This window comes from Roseobacter denitrificans OCh 114, from assembly GCF_000014045.1.
GTDB classification, from domain to species: Bacteria; Pseudomonadota; Alphaproteobacteria; order Rhodobacterales; family Rhodobacteraceae; genus Roseobacter; species Roseobacter denitrificans.
Window position 1 is genome coordinate 948011 of sequence record NC_008209.1, and the last position, 22327, is coordinate 970337.

22 protein-coding genes and 1 tRNA gene are annotated in these 22327 nt (G+C 60.3%); 15 read left to right on the plus strand and 8 right to left on the minus strand.

Translation table 11 applies throughout. The features are described 5' to 3' along the window. Positions 1 to 307 precede the first annotated feature (307 nt). From RD1_RS04530 to RD1_RS04545, 4 genes are all read left to right on the plus strand, one after another. A complete protein-coding gene (locus RD1_RS04530; RefSeq protein WP_011567271.1) occupies positions 308 to 1309 on the plus strand; it encodes a taurine ABC transporter substrate-binding protein in 1002 nt (333 codons plus the stop codon). Positions 1310 to 1421: 112 nt separating this feature from the next. Next, entirely contained in the window at positions 1422 to 2228 is an 807-nt protein-coding gene (locus RD1_RS04535) for a taurine ABC transporter ATP-binding protein (protein WP_011567272.1), read from the plus strand. Further along, a complete protein-coding gene (locus tag RD1_RS04540) occupies positions 2225 to 3493 on the plus strand; it encodes an ABC transporter permease (RefSeq protein ID WP_011567273.1) in 1269 nt (422 codons plus the stop codon). The genes RD1_RS04535 and RD1_RS04540 overlap by 4 nt, the downstream gene beginning before the upstream one ends. Before the next feature lie 227 nt (positions 3494 to 3720). Further along, positions 3721 to 4773 carry a fatty acid desaturase gene (locus RD1_RS04545; protein ID WP_011567276.1) on the plus strand — a complete coding sequence of 351 codons (1053 nt, stop codon included), beginning with the start codon at positions 3721 to 3723 and terminating at the stop codon, positions 4771 to 4773. A 212-nt stretch (positions 4774 to 4985) separates the two neighbouring features. Here the strand turns inward: RD1_RS04545 and RD1_RS04550 are convergent, their stop codons facing one another. Further along, positions 4986 to 7079 (minus strand): DEAD/DEAH box helicase, encoded by a 2094-nt coding sequence (locus RD1_RS04550; RefSeq protein WP_044032946.1) that lies wholly within the window; start codon positions 7077 to 7079, stop codon positions 4986 to 4988. Positions 7080 to 7297: 218 nt separating this feature from the next. Between RD1_RS04550 and RD1_RS04555 the strand changes: the two genes are divergently transcribed. Then, entirely contained in the window at positions 7298 to 8236 is a 939-nt protein-coding gene (locus tag RD1_RS04555) for an aminotransferase class IV (protein WP_011567278.1), read from the plus strand. A gap of 6 nt (positions 8237 to 8242) precedes the next feature. Here the strand turns inward: RD1_RS04555 and RD1_RS04560 are convergent, their stop codons facing one another. Continuing rightward, positions 8243 to 9571 (minus strand): c-type cytochrome, encoded by a 1329-nt coding sequence (locus RD1_RS04560; protein ID WP_011567279.1) that lies wholly within the window; start codon positions 9569 to 9571, stop codon positions 8243 to 8245. Positions 9572 to 9780: 209 nt separating this feature from the next. Here RD1_RS04560 and RD1_RS04565 point away from each other — a divergent pair, with 209 nt between their 5' ends. After that, positions 9781 to 10095, plus strand: coding sequence for an ArsR/SmtB family transcription factor (locus RD1_RS04565; RefSeq protein ID WP_011567280.1), 315 nt, complete (start codon positions 9781 to 9783; stop codon positions 10093 to 10095). Positions 10096 to 10169: 74 nt separating this feature from the next. Continuing rightward, entirely contained in the window at positions 10170 to 11372 is a 1203-nt protein-coding gene (locus tag RD1_RS04570; RefSeq protein WP_011567281.1) for an NADH:flavin oxidoreductase/NADH oxidase family protein, read from the plus strand. 109 nt (positions 11373 to 11481) lie between these two features. Here RD1_RS04570 and RD1_RS04575 read toward each other — a convergent pair. Beyond that, a tRNA-Ala gene (locus RD1_RS04575) sits at positions 11482 to 11557 on the minus strand. Positions 11558 to 11626: 69 nt separating this feature from the next. Continuing rightward, the gene (locus RD1_RS04580; RefSeq protein WP_011567282.1) at positions 11627 to 11953 is read right to left on the minus strand and encodes a TIGR02300 family protein; all 327 of its coding nucleotides are present in this window, start codon (positions 11951 to 11953) and stop codon (positions 11627 to 11629) included. A gap of 132 nt (positions 11954 to 12085) precedes the next feature. Between RD1_RS04580 and RD1_RS04585 the strand changes: the two genes are divergently transcribed. Next, on the plus strand, positions 12086 to 12775 hold the full coding sequence (locus RD1_RS04585; RefSeq protein ID WP_011567283.1) for a M48 family metallopeptidase: 690 nt from the start codon (positions 12086 to 12088) through the stop codon (positions 12773 to 12775). Between the two features lie 49 nt (positions 12776 to 12824). Next, positions 12825 to 13475 (plus strand): GntR family transcriptional regulator, encoded by a 651-nt coding sequence (locus RD1_RS04590; RefSeq protein WP_044032947.1) that lies wholly within the window; start codon positions 12825 to 12827, stop codon positions 13473 to 13475. Positions 13476 to 13507: 32 nt separating this feature from the next. Here the strand turns inward: RD1_RS04590 and RD1_RS04595 are convergent, their stop codons facing one another. Together RD1_RS04595 and RD1_RS04600 are read right to left on the minus strand one after the other, a co-directional pair. Beyond that, positions 13508 to 14470 carry an acetyl-CoA carboxylase carboxyltransferase subunit alpha gene (locus RD1_RS04595; RefSeq protein ID WP_011567285.1) on the minus strand — a complete coding sequence of 321 codons (963 nt, stop codon included), beginning with the start codon at positions 14468 to 14470 and terminating at the stop codon, positions 13508 to 13510. 58 nt (positions 14471 to 14528) lie between these two features. Beyond that, a complete protein-coding gene (locus RD1_RS04600) occupies positions 14529 to 15125 on the minus strand; it encodes a LysE family translocator (protein ID WP_011567286.1) in 597 nt (198 codons plus the stop codon). A 72-nt stretch (positions 15126 to 15197) separates the two neighbouring features. Between RD1_RS04600 and RD1_RS04605 the strand changes: the two genes are divergently transcribed. Then, positions 15198 to 15650: an Lrp/AsnC family transcriptional regulator gene (locus RD1_RS04605; protein ID WP_011567287.1), complete on the plus strand. Its 453-nt coding sequence runs from the start codon at positions 15198 to 15200 to the stop codon at positions 15648 to 15650. A 15-nt stretch (positions 15651 to 15665) separates the two neighbouring features. Here RD1_RS04605 and RD1_RS04610 read toward each other — a convergent pair whose 3' ends face one another. Next, a complete protein-coding gene (locus tag RD1_RS04610; RefSeq protein WP_011567288.1) occupies positions 15666 to 16622 on the minus strand; it encodes an L-malyl-CoA/beta-methylmalyl-CoA lyase in 957 nt (318 codons plus the stop codon). A 259-nt stretch (positions 16623 to 16881) separates the two neighbouring features. Here RD1_RS04610 and dgcN point away from each other — a divergent pair, with 259 nt between their 5' ends. The 4 genes from dgcN (at position 16882) to RD1_RS04630 (ending at position 20265) form a co-directional block, all read left to right on the plus strand. Continuing rightward, positions 16882 to 17883 carry an N-acetyltransferase DgcN gene (gene dgcN, locus RD1_RS04615; protein ID WP_011567289.1) on the plus strand — a complete coding sequence of 334 codons (1002 nt, stop codon included), beginning with the start codon at positions 16882 to 16884 and terminating at the stop codon, positions 17881 to 17883. Positions 17884 to 17921: 38 nt separating this feature from the next. Next, positions 17922 to 18887 carry an N-acetyl-D-Glu racemase DgcA gene (gene dgcA, locus RD1_RS04620; protein WP_011567290.1) on the plus strand — a complete coding sequence of 322 codons (966 nt, stop codon included), beginning with the start codon at positions 17922 to 17924 and terminating at the stop codon, positions 18885 to 18887. Further along, positions 18884 to 19750 (plus strand): D-amino-acid transaminase, encoded by an 867-nt coding sequence (locus RD1_RS04625; RefSeq protein WP_011567291.1) that lies wholly within the window; start codon positions 18884 to 18886, stop codon positions 19748 to 19750. Before dgcA ends, RD1_RS04625 begins: the two co-directional genes overlap by 4 nt. 65 nt (positions 19751 to 19815) lie before the next feature. Then, positions 19816 to 20265, plus strand: a complete 450-nt coding sequence (locus RD1_RS04630) for a MaoC family dehydratase (RefSeq protein ID WP_011567292.1) — start codon at positions 19816 to 19818, stop codon at positions 20263 to 20265. Between the two features lie 77 nt (positions 20266 to 20342). On the opposite strand, the gene RD1_RS04635 is transcribed toward RD1_RS04630, so the two are convergent. Then, a complete protein-coding gene (locus tag RD1_RS04635; RefSeq protein WP_011567293.1) occupies positions 20343 to 20654 on the minus strand; it encodes a DUF1244 domain-containing protein in 312 nt (103 codons plus the stop codon). A 222-nt stretch (positions 20655 to 20876) separates the two neighbouring features. On the opposite strand from RD1_RS04635, the gene pyk reads away from it, so the two are divergent. Continuing rightward, positions 20877 to 22325: a pyruvate kinase gene (gene pyk, locus RD1_RS04640; protein WP_011567294.1), complete on the plus strand. Its 1449-nt coding sequence runs from the start codon at positions 20877 to 20879 to the stop codon at positions 22323 to 22325. Positions 22326 to 22327: the final 2 nt, after the last annotated feature.

The window sequence follows — 22327 nt, forward strand, 5'->3', positions numbered from 1 at the left end:
ATGGAGAGTGCGAAAGTGGTCATTCCACTCGCGTGATCCTGCGCCTCACAGTGCGCGGGCCGACTGCGGCGTTGAGCCTGCGCAGTCAAACACGTTCGTGCCGGATCAGGCCACAGGATCAGAGGAGTTCAAATTCCGCGCAGTTTCGTCCCAATTGAGTTCTGGCCGCAATAATTGCCTTGCAGGAGCAGACATTCTGACATTGGATACTGCTGTGTTCGAAAAACAAGACCGGTGGAAAACCGGGACGCACGACAAAAAACGCCGATCAAACAGGATCGGGCAACGATCAACGGGAGAAATACGAATGATCAAAAGAACAGCATGTGCATTTGTAGCAGGGGCCGTCATGGCCCTGGGCGCGCAAACTGCGGCAGCAGACGGCCATGGCGAAATCACCGTCGGCTATTTCCTTGAATGGCCCATGCCATTCCTCGCCGCCAAGGCATCGGGCGCATATGACGAGGCGCTGGGCATGAAGGTGAACTGGGTGTCTTTCGAAACCGGCACGGCGATGTCTGCGGCGATGGCGTCGGGTGATGTGCAGATTTCCGTGTCGCAAGGTGTGCCGCCCTTCGTGGTTGCGACCTCGGGCGGGCAGGATATTCAGGTGATCGACGTCGCCGTGTCCTATTCGGAAAACGACAACTGCGTGGTTGCCGAAGCGCTGGAGATCGACAAGGACAGCGCGGGCGAGTTGGCGGGCAAGAAAGTGGCCGTGCCACTGGGGACTGCCGCGCATTATGGTTTCCTGCGTCAGATGGACCATTTCGGTGTCGATCTGGCCTCTTTGCAGATTGTCGATATGGCCCCGCCAGAAGGGGCTGCGGCACTGAGCCAGGGCGCGGTTGATTTCGCCTGCGGCTGGGGCGGTGGTCTTGCGCGTATGAAGGAATACGGCAACGTGCTGTTGACCGGTGCGGAAAAGCAGGAACTGGGCATTCTGGTATTCGATGTGACATCCGCGCCTGCGTCCTACATCGCGGAAAACAGTGAAACCGTGGCGAAATTCGCCGCCGTCACCGCCGCGGCCAACGCGGAGTGGAAAGCAAATGGCAGCGATGAGATGCTCGCCGTGATCGCGGAGCAGTCCGGTATGGACATCGAGGCTGCGCGCAGTTCGATTTCCACCTTTGAGTTCCCATCGGTCGAAGAGCAGCTTTCCGAGGCGTGGCTTGGTGGCAATGCGGCCAGCTTCATGAAGGGTGTTGCGGATGTCTTTGTCGAGGCGGGCTCCATCGATTCCGCGCTGGACAGCTACGAGGATGCCGTGAACACCGGTCCATTGACTGCCGCGAGCAGCATGTAAGACGGTTGGAAACGGCGCAGGACCAACCTGCGCCGTTTCTTTTTCGGGGGCCGCAGACAGGTCCAGGCCTGTCCGGCCGGCCGCTCTGACCAAGGGAACAGGTAGGGACACGATGACCGGACTTTCCATTAATAATCTGTCGATGCGTTTTGAATTGCCAAACGGTGATCACGTACAGGCATTGCAGGACGTATCGCTGGACCTCAAGGCGGGTGAATTGCTCAGCGTGCTCGGGCCGTCGGGCTGCGGCAAGACCACATTGCTGAACATCGTTGCGGGCTTTCTGGCCCCGACCTCGGGTGAGTTGATCCTGAACGGCCACCGCATTACCGGGCCGGATGCCGAACGCGGTATGGTGTTCCAGCAAGGCGCGCTGTTCGAGTGGATGTCGGTGCGCGAGAATGTAGCCTTTGGCCCGTCGATGAAGGGCACGCCAAAGGTCGACAAGGACAAGACGGTGGATCACCTGCTGGACGTTGTCGGTTTGCAGGATTTCAAGGAAAAGGCGGTTTACGAATTGTCAGGCGGGATGCAGCAGCGCGTGGCCCTTGCCCGCTGTCTGGCGAATGACCCGGATGTGATCCTGATGGATGAACCGCTGGGCGCGCTCGATGCCTTGACGCGCGAAAAGATGCAGAGCCTTGTGCTGAAGCTGTGGAAAGAGACGGGCAAGACGATCATCCTGATCACCCATTCGGTCGAAGAAGCCTTGCTGCTGGGCGAGCGTTTGATCGTGATGGCCCCGCGCCCGGGGCGCATTCACAAGGAATACCGCCTGCCATTTGCCGATCTTGGCGTTGATTCCGATCTGCGCGAGGTCAAGAAGCACCCGGAATTCGGGCCGCGTCGTGAGGAAATCCTGAACATGATCTGGGACATGGAAGAAGAAATCATGGGCGGAAAGGAGGACGCGGCATGATCCCTCTCCTTATCTATATCTGTATTTTCACGGCCGCCTTTTTCATCGTCACCAAAGTCGTGCATCGCGCGGCGGCCAAGGATTACACCTCGCTCAAGACCGTGACCTTCGGGGATGAAAGTGCGGTGCGGCCCAACCGGGCGGCGGGCGTCATTTCGATCCTTACGATTTTTCTGTTGTGGGGGATTTTCACCGGGTCCAGCCTCTTGCCGGGTTTTCTGCATGCGCCGGGGCCTTTCGTGGGCACATCGACCTTCACCTATACCGCACAGGTCGAAGGGCAGGCCCCGGATGATGCAACGGTCACGGTCGTGGTTCACCCGCGCGAGGTTGATACCGATGCGCCGGAGGTTGAACCGGGGGATGGCTTTGCCAAGAACGATTCTGCCGCGATTGCGCAGTGGCGCACGGGCCTGATCAATGTTGCCCGTAACGATGATCTGACCAAACAGGACGGCGCGCGGGTCATTGCCATCAACGGGGAGAAGATCGCGCCGGGGGAAACTGTGGATGTGGAGGGTGGTTCGGTCACGCTGACGGATAAGGGCACGCCGAATTTTGCGCCGACCAGGGGCTGGCAGATGGAGCCGCTTTATCTGCCGTCGCCGGAGGCCGTCTGGACCCGCTCCATCGAGATTGTTCAGGACGGTTTTCGCAACTTCACGCTGGTGGAGCACCTTGGATATTCGCTGTTTCGCGTGGTTGTCGGCTTCATGCTGGGCGCTTTGGTGGGCATTCCGCTGGGCTATGCCATGGGCCTGTCGGACTGGTTCCGTGGCTGGTTTGACCCAATCGTTGAATTCATGCGACCGGTGCCGCCCCTGGCGCTGATCCCGCTGGTCATCATCTGGGCGGGCATCGGGGAGTCGGGCAAGATCATACTGCTTTTCCTTGCTGCCTTATGGATCATGGCGATTGCGGCGCGCTCAGGCGTGTCGGGGGTCAAGATATCAAAGGTGCACGCGGCCTATAGCCTGGGGGCCAGCAAATGGCAGATCATGCGATATGTCATCGTACCCAACTCCCTGCCCGAAATTTTCACCGGCGCGCGTGTTGCGATGGGGGTTTGTTGGGGCACGGTTGTGGCCGCCGAACTTGTCGCGGCCGAACAAGGGGCGGGGATGATGATCATGACCGCGTCCAAATTCCAGAATACGGATATCGTGATCATGGGGATTATCCTGATCGGCGTGATCGGCTTTGGCATTGATATGCTGATGCGTTGGGCCGAACGCATCCTTGTGCCGTGGAAGGGCAAAGGCTGACCCGGTCGGTGTCAGACAAGAAAAAACGGGGCCTTTTGGGCCCTGTTTTCGCAAAAGTGAATGTGTCACGCCGGTTTGATGCGAAAAACGGGTGACTTGAGGGGCTTTTTCGGGGCATAGGTATCGGGGCATCGAAAACGCGGCTGTGTTGGGAGATGGTCAGGACCCTTGTGTGATCATCCCACTCAAGACAGATGTAAGAAACGATCGCGAAGAGGCAGACACCAATGACATCCGAAACTCCGTTTAGGGAGGCCACGCCGGTGTCGCCTTCGCCGGGCACTTCTGCGGGCTGGGTGCGTATCCTCGCGCAATACAGAGAACCTAAGCTGGGCAGGTCGATTTTCGAAGTCATTGTGACGCTTGCACCCTTTATCGCCATATGGGCCGTGGCATGGCTGCTGATCCCTGTCAGCTATCTGGCCAGTTTTGCGCTGGCCTGTCTGAACGGTCTCTTCCTTGTCAGGCTGTTTTGCATTCAGCACGATTGCGGGCATGGGTCTTTCTTTGCGCATCGAGGCCTGAGCGACTGGCTGGGCCGGGGCTTGGGCGTTCTGACGCTGACGCCCTATGATGTCTGGCGCAAGTCGCATTCCATGCATCATTCCGGTGCCGGCAATCTGGAACGGCGCGGCATTGGCGATGTCATGACCCTGACCGTTGATGAATACCATGCCCGTTCTGTTTTTGGCCGCCTGCGGTATCGGGCCTATCGCAACCCGATTGTGCTTTTCCTGCTGGGGCCGGCCTATGTGTTTTACGTGGAAAACCGCCTGCCCCTGGGGCAGATGGATGGGGGCTGGCGCGTCTGGGTCAGTTCTTTGGGCACGACGCTGCTGGCGGTTTTGCTGCTGGCGGCTATTGTCTGGTTTGGTGGCTTGCTGCCTGTGTTGTTGATTTTTGTGCCGACCACCATGGTTGCGGCGACCTTGGGCGTGTGGCTGTTTTACGTGCAGCACCAGTTTGAAGAGACACATTGGGATCAGCACGACGACTGGGACATGTACGATTCAGCGCTGCACGGATCGTCCCATTACGTGATGCCCACATGGCTGCAGTGGTTTACCGCCAATATCGGCATCCACCATGTGCATCACCTTTATAGCCGGATCCCGTTTTACCGCCTGACCGAAGTGCTGCGCGATCATCGCGAGTTGGCGCAGGCGCAACGCCTGAGTATTTCGGAAAGCCTGGCGAGCGCGCGCCTGCATCTGTGGGACGAAAAGCAGCGCCGTCTGCTGTCATTCGCCGAGGCGCAGCGGGTCTACCGGGCCGCCTAGCGCGTCTGAGGAAATATCTGAAACATCACGTATCACGCAGCGCGTTGAAATCTTTGATTCCAGTCAGCGTTGCGTGATTCATGTTTTTCGCATGACGCTTCAGGCGTCTGACGAAATACCTCGAACATCAAGTATCGCGCAGCGCGTTGAAATCCTGGATTTCAGGCAGCGTTGCGTGATTCATGTTTTTCGCATGACGCTTCAGGTGCGCCTCAGCCTTTGCGCTGAGGGCGCGCATTCGGGCCCTTGCCGGTTGATTTGCCGCGTTTATGCGGGGGCACGAAGCGTTTTGATGTATCTGCGGCGCGCTTTTTCGATGCGCTTGGGTCTTTTCTGGGGCCACCTTTTGCTGTGGGGCGCCCGGCACCGCTGTCTTCGCGGTGAGCCTTGTCGCGGGTGACTTTTTCCGCTCTGGCGGTGTCGCGGGCGTCCTTTGTCCAGACCGCTTTGGCCTTGCCGGGTTTGCGATCCGGGTTTTCGCCTCTGGTGCTTTTGGGTTTGGGCGCGGCCCCCGGTTTCATGGGGGAGCGTTCGGTCTTGTGTGATTTGGGTGGCTTTTTGCCTTTGGCGGCGGCCGCCGGTTTGTGCGGTTTGTCCTTGCGTGCGTCCTGCGCGGGGCTTGCAGCGCGGGCAGGTCTTGCGGCGCGTTCAGGACGGGCATCGCGGTCCTCGGGCCGTTTTTTGCGGTGTGGTTTGGCACCGGGCTTGCTGGTGCCGGGACGGTCCTGCCCCAGATCGGGTGCTTGGGCCAGACGGGTCAGCACAACCCCGGCTTCGAGCGTCATGTCGCTGCCGAGCGCGGCAACCAGCCCATCCGCCCGTGACGCCAGCACTTCGACAAAACTCTGGTCCTGCCGGATGCGGATGGCGCCGATGTCATCCTTTGTCATATCGCCCTTGTTGCAGATCATCGGCAGGAGTGTGCGGGGTTCGGCACCCGCGTCGCGCCCGACTGAAACCGAGAACCAGACCGAGGGGCCAAAGGTCTTGCGAGGCCGGTCATCCGGGGTTGTGGGATCGGTCAATTCCTCGGGTGCGGAGCGTTGCGCCTGATAAAAGCTCACCACCGCCTGCGCCAATTGCGTGGCGGAGAAATCCTGCGCGAGTTGCGCGACAAGCTCTTCGGCCTCCTCGCTGACGGTGGCATTCCACAGCGGATCCGACAGCAAGCGCGCGGTATCCTGCGCGTTGACCTCAGCCGCAGAAGGCGGTGTGCCCCATTCCGCTTTGAGTTTCGCCCAGCCCAGCAGACGGTTCGCCTTTGTGCGCAGTTTCGGGGGCACGATCAGCGCCGAGACCCCTTTGCGCCCGGCCCGCCCCGTGCGCCCGGAGCGGTGCAACAGCGTGTCGGAATTGCTCGGCAGATCGGCGTGGATCACCAGTTCGAGGTTGGGCAGATCAATGCCGCGCGCGGCCACATCGGTGGCAACGCAGACGCGCGCGCGCCCATCGCGCAGCGCTTGCAAGGCGTTGCTGCGTTCGGATTGGGTCAACTCACCCGAGAGTGCGACGACCGAAAATCCGCGATTGGTAAAGCGCGTCGTAAGCCGCGCAACAGCGGCGCGCGTGTTGCAAAAGACGATCGCGTTCTTGGCCTCGTAAAAGCGCAGGACATTGATGATCGCGTTTTCCACGTCGCGCGGATGTGTGTTGAGGGCGCGGTATTCGATATCTGCGTGCTGGCGGGTTTCGGAGACGGTTTCGATGCGCTGCGCATCGCGCTGATAGCTTTCGGCCAGCTTGGCGATGGCCTTTGGCACGGTTGCGGAAAACAGCAGGGTGCGGCGGTCCGTGGGCGCTTCATCGAGGATGAATTCAAGCTCTTCGCGAAACCCGAGGTCGAGCATTTCATCCGCTTCGTCCAGAACCACGGCGCGCAGGCCGGACAGTTCGATATTGCCACGCTTGATGTGATCGCACAGCCGCCCCGGCGTGGCCACAACCACATGAGCCCCGCGATCAAGGGCACGCCGTTCGGTGCGCGTGTCCATGCCGCCGACACAGGAGATCACGACCGCCCCCGCCTTGGCATAGAGCCAGGACAGTTCGCGCGCGACCTGCTGTGCCAACTCGCGTGTCGGGGCGATGATCAGCGCCAGCGGGGTGCCTGCGGGGCCAAAATGTTCCTGCTCCCCCAGCAGTGTGGGCGCAATCGCCAGCCCGAAGCCGACCGTTTTGCCGGACCCGGTCTGTGCCGAGACCAGCAAATCGGCCTTTGCCAGTTCGGGTGCGGTGACGGCTTCCTGAACCGGGGTGAGGGTGTCATAGCCTTGTTCGGCCAGCGCATCTGAAAGGGTCTTGAGCACGAAATATCCTATCGGTAGAGCCACGGGAGGTGGCTTCAGTCGGTCGCTTGCGACCTGTTGAGGCGTCGTTATGCCTTTGACGGTCGAGAGTCGATCACCTTTTCGGATCACGCCCGCAGGTGTCGCAGGGCAACGACACTCTGGTGGCGCGCCGGGCTGGGCTTGCGCAACCCTTTGCATTCTGATTGCGTGCGCAAAAATGAGCCGAGGACACCGATATGGATACAGAGACCCTGACCACCCATGATGCCGATGATGACCCGCGCAACCGCGACATCAAGATCTACATCAATGGGCAGCTTTTGCACCGTGATGCCGCCAAGGTGTCGGTCTATGATGCGGGCTTCATGCTGGGCGACGGGATGTGGGAAGGCATGCGGCTCTATGACGGGGTCTGGAGCTTTTTCGACGCGCATATGGATCGGTTTTTTGACAGCTGCAAGGCGGTCTCTCTGGATGTGGGGATGGACCGCAACGGGATCATGGAGGCGCTCAAACAGACGGCCAGGGCCAACAATATGGTCACGGATGTTCATTGCCGTTTGATGCTGACGCGGGGCCTCAAGGCGAAACCCTTTCAGCACCCGTCCCTGAGCCGCACCGGCCCAACGCTGGTCATCATCATGGAACATTCCAAGCCCGCGACCGCCTTGCAGGATCGCGGCATTCGTCTGGCCACCGTGCCGCAGGTGCGCGGTTTGCCGATGTCGCAGGATGCCAAGTACAACAGTCATTCCAAGCTGAACTGCGTCATCGCCTGTTTGCAGGCGGAGCAGGCGGGGGCGGATGAGGGGCTGATGCTGGACCCGCATGGGTTTGTGAACACCACCAATGCCTGCAATTTCTTTATCGTGCGGCGGGGCGAGGTGTGGACCTCCACCGGTGATTACTGCATGAACGGCGTTACCCGGCAGACGGTGATTGATATCTGCCGCGCCGAGGGCATCCCGGTTTTCGAAAAGAACTATTCGCTTTATGAGGCATATGGCGCGCAGGAGGCGTTTCTGACCGGGACATTCGGGGCGCAGACCCCGGTTGCGGAAATTGACGGCAAGCCGATCGGGGATGGCACGCGGCCCGTTACGCAGCGCATTCGCGAAGTCTACAAGCAATGGATCGCCAAGGACGTGGCCGAACAGGCCCATCGCTGGACCTGAGCGCGCCTATTCGGGCGTTGTGGCCGATTGCAGAAAGCTGATCAGGTCGGCGCGGTCCTGCGCGCCCGTGATCCGTTGCATCGGCATCTTGGAGCCGGGGATGTAGTGATCCGGCCCAAGGTCAAACAGCAGATCAACGGTTTCTTCGGTCCAGACCAGGTCTGATGTGGCCAGTGTGGGGGAGTAGGGATAATCCTTGATCGCGCCCGCGGCGCGGCCAAACAGCCCATAAAGGGAGGGCCCTGCGCGCCGTTTCCCATCCGGTTCCAGCGTGTGACAGATGGAGCATTTGCGTTTGAACTGGCGCTCGCCGTTGGTCATCTGATCTGGGTCGGTCATGAAGGCGCGGGTGGTGCCGGTCATTTGCGTGGCACTGTCAAGGCTGCCTACGGGCCAACTGTGTACCACGTCAGAAATCCCACCGGCATGGATGTTCTGGCCGTCCGGTGAAAATGCCAGCGCCCAGACCGGCCCGGCGGGGGTGGCCTGAAAATCATCGGTGATGCGCAGGGCGCTGCTGTCGATCATCATGATGTAGCCCTGCGCGTCGCCAATCGCGATCCGGTCCGTCTTGTCGCTATGGGCCATGGCCAGAATAGGGCGGCGATCAGCGGTGAAGTCGCCGATGTCAACGCCCTCGGGCAGGGAGACCAGCCGCGTTCCCCCGTCGACGGCACCATAGGCCAGCCAGCTTTCATCAGGCGCGACCAGCAGGGTGTTGATGCCAAAGCCATGTTCCACCAGACGTTTCAGGAAGGCCCCGGTTTGCGCGTCCCAGACCCGGATCGTGCCATCGGCTGAGCTGGTATAGACGCGCGTTCCATCGGGGGAAAAGGCCACATCGCTGACCGTGTTGTCATGCCCTTCGATCAGCAGCGAGGCTGCGCCGTCGATCGGCCAGATACGCACGGTCCGGTCCCAACTGGCGGAGGCGACGCTTTGCCCGTCCGGGGCGGCGGCAAGGCGGATGACCTTGGCATTATGTCTGCCAAGTTCGCGCACCGTGCCGTTTTGCGGCGACCAGAGCCGGACTGAATAGTCATCCCCTGCGGATACGATCTGATCATTGGCCACGGGGACGACCGCATTCACCGCCGCTTCATGCCCCTCCAGCCACTGCGGTGTGCCGTCTGTCCAGATGCCGACCGAGTTGTCGAAACTTGCGGTCAGGATCGTGCCATCGGTCTGCGTGCTGATCCCCTTGACCGGCCCGCCGTGGCCGTTGAGGGTAAAAGCCTCCTGCGCTTGCGTCGGTGATGACAGGAAAAGGCCGCAGGTAACAAGGCCGAAGAGCAACCCATGGCGGGCAGCAAAGAGGGTGTGTTGCTTCTTCATTCGACGTGTCGGCTTCCTGACTGGCGCATTTACAAAAGGTGGCACCGATGTTGTGACACCATATCAGAGAAACCGTGAATGCGTCTATTCCCATGCGCTGCATGGATTGGGAGGCAAACACGGGTTCTCATGTCAGTTCGTTTTCGCGACTGCGCGGGGGGGCGGGCACGGGTGTTGACTTTCGCCTTTATATCGAGATATCTCGATTTATGGACATCGAGAGATCAATATCAGCGCTGAACAACCCGCTGCGTCGCCAGATTCTGGAATGGCTGAAAGACCGGTCAAACTTTCCGCCCGCCCTGCCGGAGCATGAAGACCTTGAGGGCGTCTGTGTCGCGCATATTCAGGAGAAGGCAAAGCTGTCTCAATCCACGATATCAAATTACATGGGGGTGTTGAAACAGGCCGGTTTCGTGCGCGCAGAACGCCATGGGCAATGGACGTTTTACCGGCGTGAGGAAGCGAACATTCGCGCGTTTCTCGCGGCGGTTCAGGATGAACTGTTGAATCCACGGAAGTAGAGGTGCAGCATATCACATCGAAACACGCGCCTATAAAGTGATATATCGAAATATGCCGATAGAAAGATAATGATATGAAGAACCCATTGGCCCAACCGCTTTTTCTGCCCTGCGGCGTTCGGCTCAAGAATCGCATTATCAAATCCGCCATGTCTGATTCCCTTGGTGATGGTGCGGGCAATCCGACCGGGGCGCAGATGCGTCTTTACGAACGATGGGCCGAGGGAGGGGCTGCGCTGTCGCTGATTGGTGAAGTGCAGGTTGTCCCGGATTTCCCCGAGAAGCCCGGCAATCTGGTTTTCGGATCGGATGCGGACCTTCCGGCCCTGCGGGAACTGGCACGGCGCGGCTCCGTCAACGGCGCGCATATCTGGCCGCAGCTGGGCCACGCGGGGGCGCTGTCACATGCGCCGATCAGCAGGCCCAGAGGCCCCTCGGCACTGGATGTTGCGGGTCTGAAATGCGACGCAATGTCCGTGGATGACATTCACAACCTGCCCCACGCCTATGCGCAGGCCGCGATGCTGGCACAGAGCGCGGGCTTTGGCGGCGTGCTGATCCATGCAGGTCACGGATTCCTCCTGAGCCAGTTCCTGTCACCCTTGTTCAATCACCGCACGGATTCCTATGGCGGCTCGATTAGCGGGCGTTTCCGCATAATACGAGAGGTGCTCAGCGCCGTTCGGCAAGCGGTCGGGGCGGCTTATCCGGTCGGGATCAGGATCAACGCCACCGACAAACTGGCAGGCGGGCTGACACATCACGACGCGCTGGACGTCGTGCGTTTGTTGGATGACACATCCGTGGATTTGATCGACATCAGTGGTGGTACGTATTTCCCCGGCGCCGCATCAAGTTCGGATGAATTAGCGACCTCCGGCCCCTATTTCAGCGAGTTTGGCAAGAAAGCCAAATCAGTGACGTCTGTTCCGATCGTTCTGTCGGGTGGGTTTGAAACGCGCGATCAGGCGCTGAAAGCGCTGCAAGGCGGCGCGGCAGATGCCATCAGCCTCGGTCGTGCCATGGTGCTGAACCCTGCGATTGCGAATGTGTGGCAAAGCGCTGCGGGGGGTGATCCGGTCTTTCCGACATTCGTTTTGCCGCCACGTGGTGGTGTTACCGCATGGTATTCCATGCGCCTGACAGCGCTCGGCACGGACAGTGAGCACCTGTTTGATGCAAGTCCGCTGGCGGCCCTTGATGCCTATGAGCAACGCGATGCGCAGCGCTGTGACATCTGGCGCAAGTGTTTCGGTGCCCGCCCGCCCGACAGGTGATCATTGACTTTGCGCGGGATTAAGTCGTGCGCCGTTTCGCGCCCGAAAGCGCAAACGCTTCAGCATCGCACGAATTCGCGCGGCCGCATCATCGCAAATTTGAGAAGGATGGTGGAGCCTAGCGGGATCGAACCGCTGACCTCCTGCATGCCATGCAGGCGCTCTCCCAGCTGAGCTAAGGCCCCATTGCGCCGCTGGATAGCGGCAGTGCGAAGCGGGATCAAGAGTAAAAGCGAACCCGCTGCGCAATTGGGTCAGTTATCGTCGTCGTCCGCCGCAACGTCAGCGATTTCCTCAAGCGGAACGCTGTCCGTGTCATCGTCGTCATCATCCAGCAGATCATCGTCGAGATCCACATCCACGTCATCATCGTCCAGTACCGCTTCTTCTTCGGTATCGGCTTCTTTCGCTTTGGCGGATGCAGCGTCTTCGGCGTCTGCTGCGATCATGCGTGACTTGCTCAGGTCCACTTCGACCACTTCACCAGTATAGGGGCTGATGATCGGACTGGCGTTCAGATCGTAGAAACGTTTGCCGGTGGTCGGGCAGAGGCGTTTCGTTCCCCATTCTTCCTTGGGCATGAAAACCCCCTTTGAATTTGCGGTTAAGGTGTAGATGATTGGAGCGCAAGTGCCATATGAGGCGGGGTCTGTAAAGACCTGCCGCGTGTGGCACAGCCCGTGACCCGTGATTATCGTAATTAGAGCAAGCATATGAACGATCCGTTTCTGCCCGGCGACCCGCCTGTCCCGCTGATCCTGCGCCGCTCTGGGCGGGCGCGGCGAATCTCCCTGCGCATTTCGCAACTGGACGGTCGTGTGACGCTGACGCTGCCAAATCATGTTCCGGAACGCGAGGCCATCGGATTCGCGCAGGAAAAAGAGACATGGATTCGCAAGCATCTGGCCAACCGGGCGGAAAATGTCGACGTGGGCCATGGTGTCGTGCTGCCGATCGGTGGTGTGCCGCATGAGGTGACTGAAGGCGCGGGGCGCAGGATCAGTTTTGCGGCGGGTAAAGTGCATGTGCCCGGCGCGTCTGATCGTGTGGGCCGGCGTCTTGGCGGCCATCTCAAGGCGCTTGCCAGAACTCGCCTCGCGCAAGCGTCGGATCACTATGCTGCGCGGCTGGGAAAACCCTATGCCGCGATCACGCTGCGGGACACACGGTCGCGCTGGGGTTCCTGCACGGCGCAGGGGCGGTTGATGTATTCATGGCGTCTGATTCTGGCCCCGCCGGAGGTTCTGGAGTATGTGGCCGCCCATGAAGTGGCGCATCTTGCACAGATGAACCACTCGCCTGCCTTTTGGGCGGAGGTCGAGCGGATTTACGGCGATTACGCTGCTGCAAGGACCTGGCTGCGCCGCGAAGGGGGCGCGCTGCATCGCTACCGGTTCGGGTGATTTTCAGGCCGGGACTTGACGGCCCGGGTCACGTGATCACAAATGCAGCATGATCTTGAATCCACGCCCCGCAGATGCGACGCCCGTTGCCCATGACCGTGTCTATCGTTCCTTGCGGGGGCGTATCATGCAGGGTGCCATCGCCCCGGGGGAGGCCCTGACGCTGCGCGGGATCGGCAAGGACTATGATGTCTCGATGACCCCGGCGCGCGAAGCGGTGCGCAGGCTGGTGGCTGAGGGGGCGTTGACCCTGTCGTCATCCGGGCGCGTCTCGACACCGGAACTCAGCAACGAACGTATCGAGGAGCTTGCTTCCTTGCGCGCCCTGATCGAGGTCGAATTGGCCAGCCGGGCCCTGCCGCGCGCACATATGGCGCTGATCGAACGGTTGCAGACCATAAATTCCACCGTGGCCGAGGCGGTCGCCCACCGGGACGCGGTCAGCTATATCCGCACAAATCTGGAGTTTCACCGCACCCTCTATTTGCGCGCGCAAGCCCCGGCGATGCTGGCCATGGCGGAAACGGTCTGGTTGCAGATGGGTCCGACCATGCGCGCGCTTTACGGTCGTTTGCGGCGCAAGGAACCGCCGCAGTATCACCGTCTGATCATCGCGGCCCTGCGCGCGGGTGATGAGCCGGGTTTGCGCCTTGCGGTGCGCTCGGATGTCACGCAAGGCCTCAGGATGCTGGCAAGCTGAGGATTCAAGCCTTGTCCCTGACGGTGCCGGTATCAGGCGGCGAGGCCTTTTGAACCCAGTTCAAGGAATTTGTTGCGCCGCTCGGTGATGAGCGCCGCGCGGTCCATGGCGGACAGCTCCGCGATCATCTCGCCAAGCGCGGCGCCCACGGATGCGATGGTGGTTTCTTTGTGACGGTGCGCACCGCCCAATGGTTCGGGAATGATGCGGTCTATCACGCCAAGCTGCTTAAGGTCCTGCGCGGTCAGGCGCAGCGCTTCGGCGGCTTCGCGCATCTTTTCGGCGTCTTTCCATAGGATCGACGCACAGCCCTCGGGGCTGATCACCGAATAGACCGAATGTTCGAGCATGGCGACACGGTTTGCCGTGGCAAATGCGACCGCACCGCCCGAGCCACCTTCGCCAATGACGACGGAGACGAGCGGTACGCCAATCTGAAGACATTTCTCGGTGGAACGGGCGATGGCCTCGGACTGGCCGCGTTCTTCGGCCCCTTTGCCGGGATAGGCGCCGGGGGTGTCCACCAGCGTCACCACCGGCAGGTTGAAACGGTCCGCCATTTCCATCAAACGGATCGCCTTGCGGTATCCTTCGGGCCGGGCCATGCCGAAATTCCGTTCAATTCGGGATTTCGTATCATTGCCCTTTTCATGTCCGATCACCATGACCGGGCGGTCCTGCAGGCGGGCCAAGCCGCCGAGGATGGCGTGGTCATCGGCAAAGTTCCGGTCGCCTGCCAGCGGCGTATAATCGGTGAACAGCGCGTTGATGTAATCTTGGCAATGGGGGCGTTCCGGGTGGCGCGCCACCTGACATTTGCGCCACGGCGTCAGCGCACCATAAAGCTCTTCGAGCATTTTGCGCGCCTTGGCATCCAGTGCGGAGGCTTCATCGGTGACGTCCATTTCCTCATTGGCCCGTGCAAGGGCGCGCAACTCTTCGGCCTTGCCTTCAATCTCGGCAAGAGGTTTTTCGAAATCCATATATTGCGTCATGAGCCACTCCGATTGAACGGGTCCTATATGGCGGGCATTGCGGGGCTTTGCAACGGGATCACGCGGGCCAGAGCATCGGAATGAGAGAGGCCATCAGCAGGGCGGCCATGGTGCAGTTGAAAACGCGCAAGCGCAGCGGGTTCGTCAGGATGCGCGCCATTTGCTGGCCCAGAACCGCCCAGAGCGTGATCGACGGCAGGTTCACCAGTCCGAACACCAAGGCCACAAGGCTGAACGCAACCAGCGTGGCATCCGTTGCATAGACCGACAGGGCGGTCAGGGCCATGGCCCATGCCTTTGGGTTGACCCACTGAAAGGCGGCGGCCTGCAGGAATGTCATCGGCCTGCCCTGCGCCTCGCCCGATTTGGCCGGGCCTGCGCGCGCGATTTTCCATGCCAGCCATGTCATATAGGCGACGGAGCAGACTTTCAGCACCGTATAGCTGGGCGGCCAGGCGTCAAAAAGCCTGATCAGCCCGGCACCCACGGCGACGATCATCAGCGTAAAGCCGATGGCGATACCCAGCATATGCGGCACGGACCGGGAAAAACCGAAGTTGGCACCAGAGGCCATCAGCATCAGGTTATTTGGCCCGGGCGTTACCGAACTGACAAAGGCGAAAACCACGAGGGCGGAGAGTGTTTCATAAGGCATGCGCAAAGAATGGCGCATTCGAAATATATGTGGATTGCAAAATTTTCGGATTTTGCGGAATAATCACAATTAATGACCAGCCTTGACCAGAAAACCGAACATATATTGCGTGAACTGACCGCCAACGGACGCATCAGCAATATCGAACTCGCCGACCGTGTGGGGCTGTCACCCTCTGCCTGTCTGCGTCGCGTGCAGGAACTGGAGCGCGCGGGTCTGATCAAAGGGTATCGCGCCGTGCTTGACCGGACCGCATTGGGGCGCGGGTTTGTCGCCTATATCGGTGTCGGCCTGCGAGAACATTCCAAGGCCAGCCAGGAAGCGTTCGAGCGCGCCATCGCACGCGCGCCCGAAGTGCGCGAATGTCACAACACCACCGGCACGATCGAGTATCTGCTGCGGGTGGAATGCGCCGACCTGCCGGAATACAAATCGTTCCACACCGATACTTTGGGCGCCATTCCGCAGGTGAGCGCCATCACCTCTTATGTTGTGATGGGCTCCCCCAAGGACGAACGCGCCTGAGGGTGATCGCCCCGCTCAGGAGGCGATCATCTCCGACTGGCGCACGATCACTTCGGCCTGTTTGATCGAGGCGATATCAACCAGCCGCCCCTTGTAAACGGTCGCCCCTTCGCCATTGGCTTTGGCCTGTTCCATGGCCGCCAGAATTTCACGCGCCTCGCGCACAGCGTCCTCGGAGGGGGTAAAGACCTCATTGGCGATGGCGATCTGCTTGGGGTGGATCGCCCATTTGCCCACCATGCCCAGCGTGGCAGACCGCCGTGCCTGCGCCCGGAACCCTTCGTCGTCCGAGAAATCGCCGAAGGGGCCATCCACCGGCAGAACGCCATGCGTCCGGCAGGCGGCCACGATGGCCGTTTGCGCCCAATGCCAGGGGTCTGACCAGTATTTCTGGCCCTCGCGCAGCATGTAGTAATTCTCCTGCGTGCCGCCGATGCCTGTGGTTTGCATGCCCATGGAGGCGGCAAAATCGGCAGCCCCGAGGCTCATCGCGGCCATGCGGGGGGAGGCGGAGGCGATTTCTTCCACATGGGCGATGCCGGCCGCAGATTCGATGATGACCTCAAAGGTGATCTTCTTGTTGCGGCCCTTGGCGGCCTCAATCGCTGTGACCAGCGCATCCACGGCATAAATGTCGCCCGCGCAGCCGACCTTGGGGATCATGATCTGATCCAGCCGCTCGCCCGCCTGTTCCAGCAGGTCCACCACGTCCTTGTACCAATAGGGCGTGTCCAGCCCGTTGATGCGGACCGAAAGCGTCTTGGTGCCCCAGTCGATGTCGGAGATCGCCTGAATGATATTGGCACGCGCGGTGTCCTTGTCGCTGGGCGCGACACTGTCTTCGAGGTCAAGATTGATGACATCCGCCGCGGAAGTTGCCATTTTCTCGAAAATGGCGGGACGTGACCCGGGGCCAAAAAGCTGACAGCGGTTCGGGCGTGCAGGGGCAGTGGGCTGAAGGCGAAAGCTCATTTGGGACCTCATGGGTAATTTTATGTCAAATACTATCGCGGTTCTGATATTAAATTGCGCAAGATGCTGCAAGTGCATTTCGCAGTTGCAGCAAAACAAATCAGATGTGCGGATCCAAGCGGATGCATGAAACTTCGAAATTTCCGTGCAAATGTCGAAGAATCTTGCACAATAAATCGCTGCATACCCAATTATGCGATGCCTTTGCAGCCCAAACCGGGGAAATTGCAGTGAATCAGGATCACAGGGGGCCATCGCGATGATCGAGACACCATATCTTCTATTTCTGGGCGATGCGCAGGACCAGCTTGCGGCCAAAGTCGCGCAGGGCATCAAGGACTGGCGTCCTGAAAACGCCGTAGGCCAGTTGCGGCTGCCGGGCTGCAAGGCGGACGTCGGCTTGCAGGACATGACGCTGCAACAGGCGCGGGAGGCGGGCGCACAAACGGTTGTGATCGGGGTGGCGAACCGGGGTGGCGTGATCTCCAAGGAATGGCGCGCGGTTTTGGTCGAGGCGATCGAGGCCGGGTTCGATCTGGCCAGCGGGCTGCACAACCTGCTGCGCGATGAGGGCGACCTCGTTGCTGCGGCGCAGGTGCATGGCCGGACCTTGCATGACGTGCGCGTGCCCACGGATGCCTATCCGATTGCCAGCGGCGTCAAACGCTCCGGCAAGCGTGTTCTGGCCGTCGGAACCGATTGTTCGGTCGGCAAGATGTACACGGCACTGGCCCTTGATGCCGCGATGCGCGCGCGCGGCATGAAAAGCACGTTCCGGGCCACCGGGCAGACGGGTATTCTGATCACTGGTTCAGGTGTGCCACTGGATGCGGTCATTGCTGACTTCATGGCCGGGTCCGTCGAATATCTGACGCCAGACAATGACGCGGACCATTGGGACATCATCGAAGGGCAGGGCAGCATTTTCCATGTGTCCTATTCGGGGGTGACGCTGGCCTTGATCCATGGCGGGCAGCCAGATGCGCTGATCCTGTGCCACGAGCCGACGCGCAAACACATGCGTGGCTTGCCGGATTTCGCGGTTCCCACGATCGAGTCGGTGCGCGACATCACGTTGCAACTGGCCCATGTGGCCAACCCGGCTTGCAAGGTTGTCGGGGTTTCCATCAATACCCAGCATCTCGGTGACGCGGAGGCGACCGCCTATTGTAAGGAGGTCGAAGCGCGTTTGGGATTGCCCACGGTTGATCCTTTCCGCCATGGGGCAGATCGTCTGGCGGAAGCGCTGGCCGCCCTGTAGGTATTGCCAGCGGTTTCTCAGCCCCGGAAGGGAATACAATGAAGATTGACGTCTCGCGTGACGTGTTCAGGCTGGCTCAGGTGTTCACCATCAGTCGTGGATCGCGCAGCGAAGCGCATGTCCTGACCGTGCGTGTGAGCGATGGCACCCACAGCGGCTGGGGCGAATGCGTACCCTATGCGCGCTACGGCGAAACACTGGACAGTGTGACAGACGAAATCCTCGGCCTTCCGCCGCAGATTAACCGCGCGACCTTGCAAGACATGTTACCGGCAGGGGCTGCGCGCAATGCGGTGGATTGCGCCCTTTGGGATCTGGAAGCGAAACGCGCGGGCAAACGGGTTTGGGCGCTTGCCGGTCTGGCGGCGCCGGTGCCGCAGATCACGGCCTATACGCTGTCGCTGGACAGCCCCGAAGCCATGCGTCAGCAGGCGGTCAAAAATGCGCATCGACCTGTGTTGAAAATCAAGCTGGGGACGCCTGATGACATGCCACGGCTCAAGGCTGTGCGGGCCGGTGCGCCGAAGTCAAAGATCATCGTGGATGCAAACGAAGGGTGGTCTGCCGAGGTTTACGCGGAACTGGCCCCGCATCTGGTGGCATTGGGGGTCGCATTGGTTGAACAGCCCTTGCCTGCGGGCGAGGATTCGGCGTTGATCGGCATGGACCGCCCGGTGCCGGTCTGTGCGGACGAAAGCTGTCACGACCGGGCCAGCCTCGCCGGATTGAAAGGCAAATATGATGTCATCAACATCAAGCTCGACAAGACCGGCGGCTTGACCGAGGCGCTTGCCTTGCGTAGCGAAGGGGAAGCAATGGGCTACGGCGTGATGGTCGGGTGCATGGTCGGCTCCAGCCTTGCCATGGCCCCGGCAACGCTTGTGGCGCAGGGTGCGTCAGTAGTGGACCTTGATGGGCCGCTGCTTTTGGCCGAGGATCGGGACCACCCGTTGGAATTTGATGACAAGGGCGTTCACCCGCCTGAAAAGGAGCTTTGGGGATGACATTGCGGACTGTCTATGTGAACGGCGAATACGTGCCAGAGAATGAAGCACGGGTTTCGATCTTTGATCGCGGATTCCTGATGGCGGACGGTGTCTATGAGGTGACGTCGGTTCTGGATGGCAAGCTGATTGATTTTGACGGCCATGCGGTGCGCCTGCAACGCTCACTGGATGCGTTGGATATGGTGAACCCGATCTCGACCGAAGATCTGCTGGAAGTGCACCGCGAACTGGTTCGCGTGAACGAGGTCGAGGAGGGCATGATTTATCTGCAGATCACACGCGGCGCGCCCGGCGATCGCGATTTCGTCTTTCCGGACCCTGAAACAACCGAGCCGACGATCGTGCTGTTCACGCAGAACAAGCCCGGTCTGGCAGACAGCCCGGCGGCCAGGAAGGGCATCAAGGTGATCAGCATCGAAGACATCCGCTGGGGCCGTCGCGACATCAAGACGGTGCAGTTGTTGTACCCCTCCATGGGCAAGATGATGGCCAAGAAAGCCGGTGCTGACGACGCATGGATGATCGAAGACGGTTACGTGACCGAAGGGACATCCAACAACGCCTATATCGTCAAGGGCAGCAAGATCATCACGCGCGCCCTGTCCAATGACATTTTGCACGGAATCACGCGCGCCTCTGTACTGCGCTTTGCGCGTGAGGCGCAGATGGAAGTCGAAGAGCGCAACTTCACCATCGACGAGGCAAAGGAGGCGGATGAAGCCTTTATCACCTCGGCGAGCACTTTCGTGATGCCCGTGGTTGAGATCGACGGCGTAGCCTTGGGCGATGGCGTGCCGGGACGCGTGGCGCAGCGGTTGCGCGAAATCTATCTCGAAGAGAGCCTGAAGAAGGCGATCTGACGCTTGGCCCTGCGCCTTTGCGGCCCCGGTCGCGCAACGCGGCCCTGGTCCATCAGATGGAGCGCATGATGCTGACACGCGAGACTCTACCGCAGGCTGTCGGCAAGCCCTTGGGCACATCGAAATGGGTTCAGATTTCGCAGGCGCGCATTGACGCCTTTGCCGATCTGACCGAAGACTGGCAGCCCATCCACCTTGACCCCGACGCCGCGCAATCAGCGGGGTTCGCGGGCACCGTGGCGCATGGCTTTCTGACCCTCTCGATGCTTTCGGCGATGAGCTACGACGTGTTGCCCAGGATCAAAGGGGAGAGTGCTTCGATCAACTATGGCTTCGACCGCGTTCGGTTTATTGCGCCGGTGCCCGCTGGTGCGCGTATCCGGACGCATTTTGACCTTGTCGAGGCCGGGCCACGGGGTGAGGGCTGGATGCTGCGACTGGCTGCCAACGTCGAAATCGAGGGCGCGGATAAACCGGCGCTGACGGCGGATTGGCTGGCCTATTACCTGTTTTGATGGCGCGCGTGGGGCAGCGCTCCGCGTCATGTATGGTTTCGGCCCGACCTCCGGCCCCAAGCGTGAGGTCGCGCAGGTCAACCCTTGCCGACGTTCTCGGCAAAGGCGGTCTTGAAGGCTTCCTGTTTGGCGGGCGATGCCTCTGTCTGGTGGTTGGTTTTCCACTCATCCATCGTCATGCCATAAAACAGTTCGCGGGCTTCGTCCTTGCTCATTTCGATGCCCTTTTCGCCCGCCGCTTCCTGATACCAGCGGCTCAGGCAGTTGCGGCAGAAACCCGCAAGGTTCATCATGTCAATGTTCTGCACGTCGATGCGGTCTTCCATCAGGTGCTTTTGCAGGCGACGAAAAGCGGCGGCTTGCAGTTCGATCTCGGTCTGGGTCGGCATGGGGGTACTCCTTGACATCAACGCTGATCTTACAGATTGGTTCTGACGGACCTGCTGTCAACCATTGCAGTTGTGCGGAATGTCATGTCATCAAGATGTTATTTGGTGCACTTACAGGGTGTCATGGTTGCCCTTGGGTGCGGCATGACCCATAAAGCCCAAAAGCCGTTAGCGATAACTCAAGCGGATTGATGAATTGAAAAGAAGAGGGACCGGACCTTTATGAGACGCCATCGCAATGTAAAAATCGTTGCCACTCTGGGGCCTGCGTCCAGTGATTACGACATGATCCGGGCTTTGCATGACGCGGGTGCGGATGTGTTTCGCCTGAACATGAGCCACGGCACCCACGACGAACTGCGCGAGCGGCACCGGATTATCCGCCAGATAGAAGAGGACACGGGCGGCAGCATCTGTATTCTGGCGGACCTGCAAGGGCCAAAGCTGCGCGTGGGTGTCTTTGCCAATGAAGAGGGCGAAATGCTGGAGGAAGGCGCGGCTTTCCGCATGGATCTGGACGAAGCGCCCGGGGACAAGACGCGTGTGAACCTGCCCCATCCGGAGATTTTCGAAGCGCTCGAACCCGGTGCCAGCCTGCTGGTCAATGATGGTAAAATTCGCCTCAAGGTGGAGGATTGCAGCAAAACCCACGCCAATTGCACCGTGATTGCGGGCGGCGTGATTTCGAACCGCAAGGGAGTCAATGTGCCTGATGTGGTGTTGCCCCTCGCCGCGCTTTCGGACAAGGACCGCAAGGACCTGGAGTTCGCCTGCGAGCTGGGCGTTGACTGGCTTGCGCTGTCCTTCGTGCAGCGTGCGGATGATGTGCTGGAAGCCTCGGATCTGGCCAATGGCCGCGCGGCGATCCTCAGCAAGATCGAAAAGCCCGCAGCGGTGCATAACTTCGATGAAATCCTTGAAGTCAGCGACGGGATCATGGTCGCGCGCGGTGATCTGGGCGTGGAGTTGCCCGTGCAAAACGTGCCGCCCATTCAAAAGCGGCTGGTGCGCAAATGCCGCCGTGCCGCCAAGCCTGTCATCGTCGCGACCCAGATGATGGAAAGCATGATCGAAAGCCCCGTGCCCACCCGCGCCGAGGTTTCCGATGTGGCCACTGCAATCTATGAGGGTGCGGATGCAGTGATGTTGTCCGCAGAATCCGCCGCCGGTGCCTATCCGGTTGAGGCGGTGACCACCATGAACAACGTCGCCATCGAGGTCGAACAGGACCCGACCTATACGCAGATCATCGAAGCCTCCCGCGAGGCCAAGGGACGGTCCGTTGCAGACGGGATCGTGTCGGCGGCGCGCGAAATTGCCGAGACGACCAACATCAAGGCGATCTGCTGTTTCAGCCAAAGCGGGACAACGGCGATGCTGACCGCGCGCGAACGCCCGCGGGTGCCGATCATTGTCATGACCTCCAAGGCGCGCACGGCCCGGCGGCTGACACTGGCCTGGGGGTGTAACTGCGTCATGACAGACCAGCTTGAGCGTTTCAAACAGGCGGTGGTCAATTCTGCGCGCGTGGCGACCCGTCAGGGCTATGCCACCAAAGAGGACCTGATCGTGGTCACGGCTGGCGTACCCTTCAACGTGCCGGGCAGTACCAACATCCTGCGCGTGGCGCCTTGTGACGAGCGGCTGATCTTTAACACGGATCCGGAATAGGG

Bases quoted from the DNA above. Each gene is read 5' to 3' on its own strand.
- RD1_RS04605 (WP_011567287.1), top strand. From the start codon at position 15,198: ATGACCAGCCTTGACCAGAAAACCGAACATATATTGCGTGAACTGACC.
- dgcN (WP_011567289.1), top strand. From the start codon at position 16,882: ATGATCGAGACACCATATCTTCTATTTCTGGGCGATGCGCAGGACCAG.
- RD1_RS04580 (WP_011567282.1), bottom strand. From the start codon at position 11,953: ATGCCCAAGGAAGAATGGGGAACGAAACGCCTCTGCCCGACCACCGGC.
- RD1_RS04530 (WP_011567271.1), top strand. From the start codon at position 308: ATGATCAAAAGAACAGCATGTGCATTTGTAGCAGGGGCCGTCATGGCC.
- RD1_RS04535 (WP_011567272.1), top strand. From the start codon at position 1,422: ATGACCGGACTTTCCATTAATAATCTGTCGATGCGTTTTGAATTGCCA.
- RD1_RS04595 (WP_011567285.1), bottom strand. From the start codon at position 14,470: ATGACGCAATATATGGATTTCGAAAAACCTCTTGCCGAGATTGAAGGC.
- RD1_RS04590 (WP_044032947.1), top strand. From the start codon at position 12,825: ATGATCTTGAATCCACGCCCCGCAGATGCGACGCCCGTTGCCCATGAC.
- RD1_RS04565 (WP_011567280.1), top strand. From the start codon at position 9,781: ATGGACATCGAGAGATCAATATCAGCGCTGAACAACCCGCTGCGTCGC.
- RD1_RS04545 (WP_011567276.1), top strand. From the start codon at position 3,721: ATGACATCCGAAACTCCGTTTAGGGAGGCCACGCCGGTGTCGCCTTCG.
- RD1_RS04585 (WP_011567283.1), top strand. From the start codon at position 12,086: ATGAACGATCCGTTTCTGCCCGGCGACCCGCCTGTCCCGCTGATCCTG.
- RD1_RS04600 (WP_011567286.1), bottom strand. From the start codon at position 15,125: ATGCCTTATGAAACACTCTCCGCCCTCGTGGTTTTCGCCTTTGTCAGT.
- RD1_RS04625 (WP_011567291.1), top strand. From the start codon at position 18,884: ATGACATTGCGGACTGTCTATGTGAACGGCGAATACGTGCCAGAGAAT.
- RD1_RS04635 (WP_011567293.1), bottom strand. From the start codon at position 20,654: ATGCCGACCCAGACCGAGATCGAACTGCAAGCCGCCGCTTTTCGTCGC.
- RD1_RS04610 (WP_011567288.1), bottom strand. From the start codon at position 16,622: ATGAGCTTTCGCCTTCAGCCCACTGCCCCTGCACGCCCGAACCGCTGT.
- RD1_RS04630 (WP_011567292.1), top strand. From the start codon at position 19,816: ATGATGCTGACACGCGAGACTCTACCGCAGGCTGTCGGCAAGCCCTTG.
- RD1_RS04540 (WP_011567273.1), top strand. From the start codon at position 2,225: ATGATCCCTCTCCTTATCTATATCTGTATTTTCACGGCCGCCTTTTTC.
- RD1_RS04555 (WP_011567278.1), top strand. From the start codon at position 7,298: ATGGATACAGAGACCCTGACCACCCATGATGCCGATGATGACCCGCGC.
- pyk (WP_011567294.1), top strand. From the start codon at position 20,877: ATGAGACGCCATCGCAATGTAAAAATCGTTGCCACTCTGGGGCCTGCG.
- dgcA (WP_011567290.1), top strand. From the start codon at position 17,922: ATGAAGATTGACGTCTCGCGTGACGTGTTCAGGCTGGCTCAGGTGTTC.
- RD1_RS04560 (WP_011567279.1), bottom strand. From the start codon at position 9,571: ATGAAGAAGCAACACACCCTCTTTGCTGCCCGCCATGGGTTGCTCTTC.
- RD1_RS04570 (WP_011567281.1), top strand. From the start codon at position 10,170: ATGAAGAACCCATTGGCCCAACCGCTTTTTCTGCCCTGCGGCGTTCGG.